Source organism: Sulfuricurvum sp., assembly GCF_019163035.1.
In the GTDB taxonomy this organism is placed as follows: domain Bacteria; phylum Campylobacterota; class Campylobacteria; order Campylobacterales; family Sulfurimonadaceae; genus Sulfuricurvum.
Map to the genome: position 1 here is coordinate 1 of NZ_JAFLKV010000107.1, position 7,175 is coordinate 7,175.

Genomic DNA, 7,175 nt, shown 5'->3' on the forward strand with positions numbered 1-7,175 from the left:
AGGTAAAGCCAACTACCCCTCCCCCACCCGAACCGATCCCTGAACCGAGAAAAGCGTTCGAGCGCCATGTTGCCAAAACTGTCGCGGAAATTGAGCGAAAACCTATAGTGAAAAAAGAGCAAGGGTTGTATGACATACTCTCAAAAGCCGATCCATCAGTACATATGAAGGTGAAAAGCTCCACTAAACTTTCCGACAGTATTCAACGTCTTTATGGAGATAAGTTCAATGAGCTCTCCGAGGGGGAGCAAAAATATATTATCGATAATCAAGAGGCAATGCGACGTATCACGCAGAGTGTTCTGGATCGCTACGGGCAATCTCGTATTCCTGATAATATCCGAATCAATGATACGAATATGGTGGAATTTTATCTCCATCCTGATGGTAGTATTTCCGATATGCGCTTACTCAAAAACAGCCAGCTCTCGATCCTAGATGAAACAACCAAAGAGGTAATCGAACTGGCTTATGCCAAATACCCTCGACCGCAGCAAAAAACACTAATCCGCTACCGTGTCTGGTATAATCTTACAGGATACTAAATCAAGGCTACGATTTAAAGCTTCGAACGCAATTACGTCCCTGAGCTTTGGCTTGATAAAGTGCTTCGTCCGCCCGTTTTATTGTTTCATGAAGATCATCATGATATTCACTAACGCCAATGCTGACGGTCTTATTTCCAACACTATCCATTGTAAATATTTCAATAGCGTTACGAATTTTTTCAGCAGCTATCTCTGCCTCAGCTTCTTCCGTATTAGGAAAAATTATCAAAAATTCTTCCCCGCCCCATCGTCCTAATATATCTACCGCACGAGATTGACTTTTGAGCATTCCTGAGAGGCTCTGAAGAACGTAATCACCAACTTGATGCCCGTACGTATCGTTGATATTTTTAAAATGGTCAATATCAACAATAGCCACACTAAAAGGGATATTATACCGTTCAGCAATTTGGCTGTTTTTTTCCAATACAGCATCCAAATGGCGTCGATTATATAATCCGGTCAGCTGATCCGTCAGAGAAATTTCTTCAATCAATTTTTTATCGGTAATATTCTGTCGAATTGCCGTATATCCGACCATATTTCCCTGCTCATCAAAGTTTGGAGAAATATGGACATCAACCCAGTAGTAATGTCCGTTTTTAGCAATATTACGAATCTCTCCATGCCAATCTTTTCCGCTTGTAATTGTCTGCCATAAGTTCTCAAACAACTCATTCGGCATTTGCGGATCTCGAAGTATCCGATGATTTTTTCCCATCAATTCTGTCTTGGAATATCCTGAAATTTCTTCAAATGCTTTTGATATGTAGGTTATTTTCCCGCTTAAGTCCGTAGAAGAGGTAATAATGAAGCGATCAACAATTTCAACATAATTTTCGATCGACTTTTTTGCATGAAGAAGTTCATTTGTCCTCTGATTGATTTTTTCCTCAAGATTGTGTTGATGGGTATTAATCTCTTCTGTCATTGTAAGAAACTCTTTGGAGAGATAACATATTTCCCCCTCACACTCCGCAACGTTTAAGTGAAATTTTCCCTCTTTTCGAAATTGCCGCATCGATAGTATGAGATTATTAATCGGCCGTGTAATCCATTTAGCACTCATAAACATGGTTCCTATCAGTGCTATTATGATAAAAATCAAAATATACACAAGTTGCAACGCATCTTTGTAAACTACGTCCAGTACTTCATTCTTGTCCGTTTTAACTACAATACCCCATTTTAAAATAGGTTCATATCCCCAAACAGCTAGGCTGGATACCCCTCGATAATCGGTTATCTCTCCCATCCCCTCTTTGCCTCGTACCGCCTGAATCATACCGGTGCCATTATGACCGGTATTTAATACACGCTCATTTTTATAAGCATTTACATCGTATTTTAAGGGCATCGCCGCAACTACTTTTCCATCAGGCATTAACACTCCGGCAACAACTTCACCAGTTTTTCCTAAACCGTTATAATGTTTAACAAGATTAAAAATATGATTTTCATTGAGCTGTACCGCTACCACCCCTACAATTTTTTTGTTCATGACAATGGGGGTAGCCATAAAACTCGATTTGCGTTTTGAATGCGTATAATATTCAAGAGGAGTTATAGCACTGTTTCGAGTCGCTAATGCTTCAAAATAGACTTTGGCTAAAGCACTCTTTTTCATACTCAAATCATTTATGCTTTTTCCGTAATCACTCTCTTTTTTATAGCTGTAAACAACGACGCCGGTCTTTGATAAAATGAAAAAATCATAATATCCATACTGCTTCACAACTGTTGTTATGTAGTTTTCAATCATGGGATTAAGTTGTATAGTTTGATTTGGATTTGTACTCAGAAGTTTTTCGGCTATACGGGGCATTGCTGCGATATTTTTCAAAAGCTGCTGCTGATAATGAAGATTCGTCTCGATTTTATCAATCGTCTGGTTAAATACCACCTGCAAATTCGAAAGGTGCTGCGCTGTAATTTGATCTTTTTTTTGATATTGTAATGTATACGCTATCACAAGCAAAGGAATAGATGCAATAATAATCATCCATACGGCAATTCGAGTTGTAATGCTTTGTAGAAATAGTTTCATTTAAATCCTTATCAAAGCATTGTTACAGTTTATTTATGATTGTAGCTTATTTTCTATGATATATTAAATGCTTGATAATAGCCAAAGCACCTTTATAAATCGGTTCATCAATAAACCCGTACCGCTCATCCACAAACCCGCTTATCCCCAGCGCGGAGTGCGCTTCAAACAGCCTGATAATTTCACGACATCGGGTGATTTCCGCTTCACCATGTCCGAAAATCTCATGGATCAAACTCACCTGAGAGGGAGAAATACACCCTTTGGCATCAAATCCGATCATCTTTTCCAACTCCAACCAGTTACGGAGTTCGTCATCATTTTTATAATCTTGATAGACGAAAGATACCGGTTTCACGCCACACGCACGACTTGTCATCAAAAAATGAGAGAGCATATAGTGAGCCGCCGGATTATCAGAGAGCAAGAGCATTTGAGAAAGCCCCAAGTCAGCATACAAATCGAGTACACCGAGATAAAATGCCTTTATCCGAGAATCGATTGCCAATGACCCCAATGCCAGCCACGCCTCTTTCGTCTCTATCGAGAGATGGATTTCGATCCCCTCATCCACAAGCTCCAAGACGCGGCGTACCTCTTCAACACTTCGTATTTTCGGAACACGGATCGCATCAGGCATATACGGGTTGAGGAATGCTATCTCCTCCTCGCCCCCCTCACCCAGAGGATTGATCCGAACGACCAGTTTTTTATCGATCACGGGATTCGAAGCCAATGCCATCGCACATAAAACGAGGGCGTAAGGCTTTTGCTCCGCACTCACACCATCTTCGAGGTTAAGCATCAAACACTCTGCTTCGAGAATCGGGATTTTAGAGAGGTGTTTGAGATTATGGGTGGAGATCATCATCGCCGAGCGAAATGATACTGTAGTGTTGAGACGACGTTTTACAGGGTTGAGCAATGTTTTAAGGGTGGCAATATCACCCGCTTCGATCAGATCACTTAGCTTTTGGAGGTTGTGGAGCGGCACGTTTAAACTCCTCGCGGTGGAGATAATAGTAGAGCGTTTGGATTTCGGTATCAGTGAGATAATAGCGAGGCATTCCAACGATACGACTGTTTAGCTTCAGATAAAAGTCCCGAAACGGAAGCTTACGGAGCGGTTTACCGATAAACGATTTATTTTCCCCTTTATCACGATATCGAGCAATCAGTTTCCCTTCACCCTCTTCCCCGTGACACAACTGGCACCCTACCCCTCTTGGGTTATGATAGAGTCCTGCGGCATACTCCTCTTTCGTGATAAACGATTCTGCATGGGTAAGTGTAAATGTCAAAAATAGTAAAAAAGCCCCGCGCACTTTATCCCTTTAACCAATTATTAGTCTTTACTCGGTATCATACCCAAAAACAATTTGACGGTGATTAAATGCAAATTCTTGACGGTAAAGCGCTCTCACAAAAAATCGAAGAAAAGGTCTCACTCGGAGCCAAAGAACTCAAAGTCAAAACAGGACGCGTTCCGGGTTTGGCGGTGATTTTGGTCGGGCATGATCCAGCGAGCCAAGCCTACGTCGGAATGAAGAAAAAAGCGTGCGACCGTGCAGGATTTTACTCTGTCACCCACGAAATGCCCGATGATATTTCACAAGATGCCATCGTTAAAACCATCGAAATGATGAACACCAACCCCAATATCGACGGGATTTTGATCCAGCTCCCCCTCCCAAAACACGTTGATACCACCAAAATTCTCGAAGTAGTCGCTCCAACCAAAGACGTTGACGGGTTCCACCCCTATAATGTCGGGCGTCTTACCACAGGATTGGATGGATTTGTTCCGTGTACGCCACTAGGGGTAATGGAACTACTCGCCGAATATAACATCGATCCGAAGGGGAAAAACTGCTGTGTCGTTGGGGCATCCAACATCGTCGGCAAACCGATGGCATCCCTCTTGCTCAATGCCAATGCTACGGTTGAAATATGCCATATATTTACCGATGATTTGAAAAAACACACCCTCGGCGCGGATATTATCCTCGTCGGTGCGGGGGTTATCAATCTGATCAAAGAGGATATGGTACGACCTGAAGCTATCGTCATTGACATCGGAATCAACCGTGCTCCTGACGGTCGCCTCGTCGGAGACGTCGATTACGACGCTGTTGCCCCTAAAACCTCTTATATTACTCCGGTACCGGGGGGAGTGGGTCCTATGACCATCGCCATGCTGCTCAGCAACACCCTCAAAGCCGCCAAAATTCACGCAGAAGAAGAGAAATAAATTTGAAGAAAAAAATATTCAATGCTGCGCATAGCGCGTATCGTTTTTCCAACAGTTGGACAGGAACCATTATCATTGTATTATTTGTTATCTTTTTCGTCGCTCAGGCTTTTCGTATTCCTAGCGGATCGATGAAAGATTCTCTCCTCGTCGGCGATCATCTTTTTGCCAAAAAATTTGCCTACGGTATCTCCACACCGCATCTCCCATTTCTCGAAATCCCTCTGATTCCGGGAACGGATGGGCATATCATCGACGGTGCTGAGCCGCGTCGTGGTGATATCGTCATTTTCCGCTATCCGAATAACACACAGATGCACTACGTCAAACGCTGTGTCGCATTACCGGGCGATGAGCTTTATGTTCAAGATAAAATCCTCTACCTCCACCCAAGAGAGGGAAATGAATACGCTGCAAAAGCATTCGCAGACTATGAGCTGATCACCGTCAATGGTAAAACATGGGTAAAAGACCCTTATACCAAAGAGCATCCGGGAATCCATCATGACGATCATATCGTTGATGATGGGATAATGCCGATGGAAATTTTCAACTTTGCCCCGATTCAAGTTCCTGAAAAACAGTACTTCATGATGGGTGACAACCGCGACCACTCGAACGACAGCCGATTTTGGGGAGCAGTGCCGTACGGTTTGATCGAGGGAACACCGTGGTTTGTTTACTTCAGCCTAAACAGTGAGTATGAAGTTCGTTGGGATCGTATCGGAAAAACACCTACCGATTTGGAACAACAAGTGCCATTGAGCCGTGCTGTAGCGGAACGAATAAAAGAAGATAAAGAAGCCGCAAATAAACATGAACTTTATTGATTCCCTCGAAATCGCTGCGGCGATACTCGCCCTCCTTATCGCCATCATTGGGCATGAGATCATGCACGGTTGGATTGCTTACAAATACGGCGATACTACCGCTAAAAATCAAGGGCGATTAAGTATCAACCCCCTCATCCATATCGATCCCTTCGGCTCGATTTTGGTACCGTTAATGACTTATTTTCTCCCGATGTTACTCGGAGCTGAAAGTGGATTTTTATTCGGTTGGGCAAAACCGGTTCCGGTCAATACCCACACCGTACTCCGTAACGGTGGCTACAATGCGGCAATGCAGGTAAGTTTAGCGGGGATAGCCTATAATATTTTTCTCGCAACCCTCACTTCGATTATCCTTGTTTCACTGGCTCAGCCGAGCGAAGCCGATAGCCTAATCTATATTTTTGCCTATCTCTTTATTATGAAACTTCTACTGGTCAATGTTGTCCTTGCCGTTTTCAATCTCCTCCCTATTCCGGGATTTGACGGTGCCCATTTCATCATGTATTTAAGCCTCAAGTACAAAATGAATGCCATTGCCGAATTTTTTGTCAAAGCCGAACCTTATGGAATGATTGCTATCATCATCATATTGGTTACACCACTCAAAATTCCGTTGGTCATTTGGCCAATCCAGAGTGTCTTACAGTTATTATTGAACTAAGGAGAGTTATGAAATTTTACGTTGCCACCGACCACGCCGGAATCGATATGAAAGATTTTACCGTCGAGCTCCTCCGTTCAAAGGGACATGAGGTAATCGATTTAGGGCCATTTGACAAAGAGCGGGTCGATTATCCCGATTATGCCATCAAAGTTTGTGAGAATGTCCTCTTAGACAGTGCCTCTCATGGTATTTTGATCTGCGGATCAGGGATCGGGATGTCTATGGCGGCAAACCGCCATCACGGTATCCGAGCCGCACTGTGCCACGATGCCTACACCGCTACCGTTGCTCGCGGTCATAACGATGCAAATGTTTTGTGCTTCGGTGAACGTATCGTGGGTCAAGGGGTCGCCGAATCGATCCTCGATGCGTGGATTGCAGGAGTATTCGAAGGTGGTCGCCACTGCGGTCGCGTGAACAAAATAGAGGCGATCAAAGGATAAGGTATGTTTTTAGAGTGGTCATTGCTCACGGTTGTCACCCTTGGGGCACTTTTCTTTCTCGTCAAAATGTTCTACTTTCGGAGCATCACCGTTAAAGAACAACGCAGCAGTGAGATGATGAAGCTTACTCTCAAAGAGGCGGAAGTACTCATCCGAAAATACCAAATACAGCTCCAACGTGCCCTAGGAAATGTGGATATTCTGAGTGAAGAGCTGAACAATCTCCGTAACGAAGTCAAATCACTCAAACAACGTAACACAAAACACCGATCCGAAACCGACCGCCTCCAAAATAAAATCAAAGAACTCGAAGGGCGTATCGACGCACTTATTTAAAAGGAAACCTTTATGAATCTAACCATTAATGATAGAGCCATTTTAATCAACGC

9 protein-coding genes are annotated in these 7,175 nt (G+C 43.3%); 6 read left to right on the forward strand and 3 right to left on the reverse strand.

The window, feature by feature from the left end:
• Nucleotides 1–545, forward strand: a 545-nt coding sequence (locus tag JZU62_RS07790; protein ID WP_295013541.1) for an energy transducer TonB, incomplete at its 5' end; no start/stop codon positions are given.
• A 7-nt stretch (nucleotides 546–552) separates the two neighbouring features.
• Here the strand turns inward: JZU62_RS07790 and JZU62_RS07795 are convergent.
• Genes JZU62_RS07795 through JZU62_RS07805 form a run of 3 tightly spaced genes read right to left on the reverse strand, consistent with a single transcriptional unit; the run spans nucleotide 553 to nucleotide 3,920 of the window.
• A complete protein-coding gene (locus JZU62_RS07795) occupies nucleotides 553–2,595 on the reverse strand; it encodes a diguanylate cyclase (RefSeq protein WP_295013544.1) in 2,043 nt (680 codons plus the stop codon).
• 46 nt (nucleotides 2,596–2,641) lie between these two features.
• Nucleotides 2,642–3,589 (reverse strand): aldolase/citrate lyase family protein, encoded by a 948-nt coding sequence (locus JZU62_RS07800; protein WP_295013546.1) that lies wholly within the window; start codon nucleotides 3,587–3,589, stop codon nucleotides 2,642–2,644.
• Nucleotides 3,558–3,920, reverse strand: a complete 363-nt coding sequence (locus tag JZU62_RS07805) for a cytochrome c (RefSeq protein ID WP_295013548.1) — start codon at nucleotides 3,918–3,920, stop codon at nucleotides 3,558–3,560. The genes JZU62_RS07800 and JZU62_RS07805 overlap by 32 nt, the downstream gene beginning before the upstream one ends.
• A gap of 68 nt (nucleotides 3,921–3,988) precedes the next feature.
• Between JZU62_RS07805 and folD the strand changes: the two genes are divergently transcribed.
• Genes folD through JZU62_RS07830 form a run of 5 tightly spaced genes read left to right on the forward strand, consistent with a single transcriptional unit; the run spans nucleotide 3,989 to nucleotide 7,122 of the window.
• Complete coding sequence (gene folD, locus JZU62_RS07810) at nucleotides 3,989–4,846, forward strand: bifunctional methylenetetrahydrofolate dehydrogenase/methenyltetrahydrofolate cyclohydrolase FolD (RefSeq protein ID WP_295013550.1); 858 nt, start codon at nucleotides 3,989–3,991, stop codon at nucleotides 4,844–4,846.
• On the forward strand, nucleotides 4,843–5,676 hold the full coding sequence (gene lepB / locus JZU62_RS07815; protein WP_295013557.1) for a signal peptidase I: 834 nt from the start codon (nucleotides 4,843–4,845) through the stop codon (nucleotides 5,674–5,676). Before folD ends, lepB begins: the two co-directional genes overlap by 4 nt.
• Nucleotides 5,663–6,340, forward strand: coding sequence for a site-2 protease family protein (locus tag JZU62_RS07820; RefSeq protein WP_295013551.1), 678 nt, complete (start codon nucleotides 5,663–5,665; stop codon nucleotides 6,338–6,340). Before lepB ends, JZU62_RS07820 begins: the two co-directional genes overlap by 14 nt.
• An 8-nt stretch (nucleotides 6,341–6,348) precedes the next feature.
• Nucleotides 6,349–6,786, forward strand: a complete 438-nt coding sequence (rpiB, locus tag JZU62_RS07825; RefSeq protein WP_295013553.1) for a ribose 5-phosphate isomerase B — start codon at nucleotides 6,349–6,351, stop codon at nucleotides 6,784–6,786.
• Between the two features lie 3 nt (nucleotides 6,787–6,789).
• Nucleotides 6,790–7,122, forward strand: coding sequence for a hypothetical protein (locus tag JZU62_RS07830; RefSeq protein WP_295013555.1), 333 nt, complete (start codon nucleotides 6,790–6,792; stop codon nucleotides 7,120–7,122).
• The last annotated feature ends 53 nt before the right edge of the window (nucleotides 7,123–7,175 follow it).

Bases quoted from the DNA above. Each gene is read 5' to 3' on its own strand.
- rpiB (WP_295013553.1), top strand. From the start codon at position 6,349: ATGAAATTTTACGTTGCCACCGACCACGCCGGAATCGATATGAAAGAT.
- JZU62_RS07830 (WP_295013555.1), top strand. From the start codon at position 6,790: ATGTTTTTAGAGTGGTCATTGCTCACGGTTGTCACCCTTGGGGCACTT.
- JZU62_RS07795 (WP_295013544.1), bottom strand. From the start codon at position 2,595: ATGAAACTATTTCTACAAAGCATTACAACTCGAATTGCCGTATGGATG.
- folD (WP_295013550.1), top strand. From the start codon at position 3,989: ATGCAAATTCTTGACGGTAAAGCGCTCTCACAAAAAATCGAAGAAAAG.
- JZU62_RS07820 (WP_295013551.1), top strand. From the start codon at position 5,663: ATGAACTTTATTGATTCCCTCGAAATCGCTGCGGCGATACTCGCCCTC.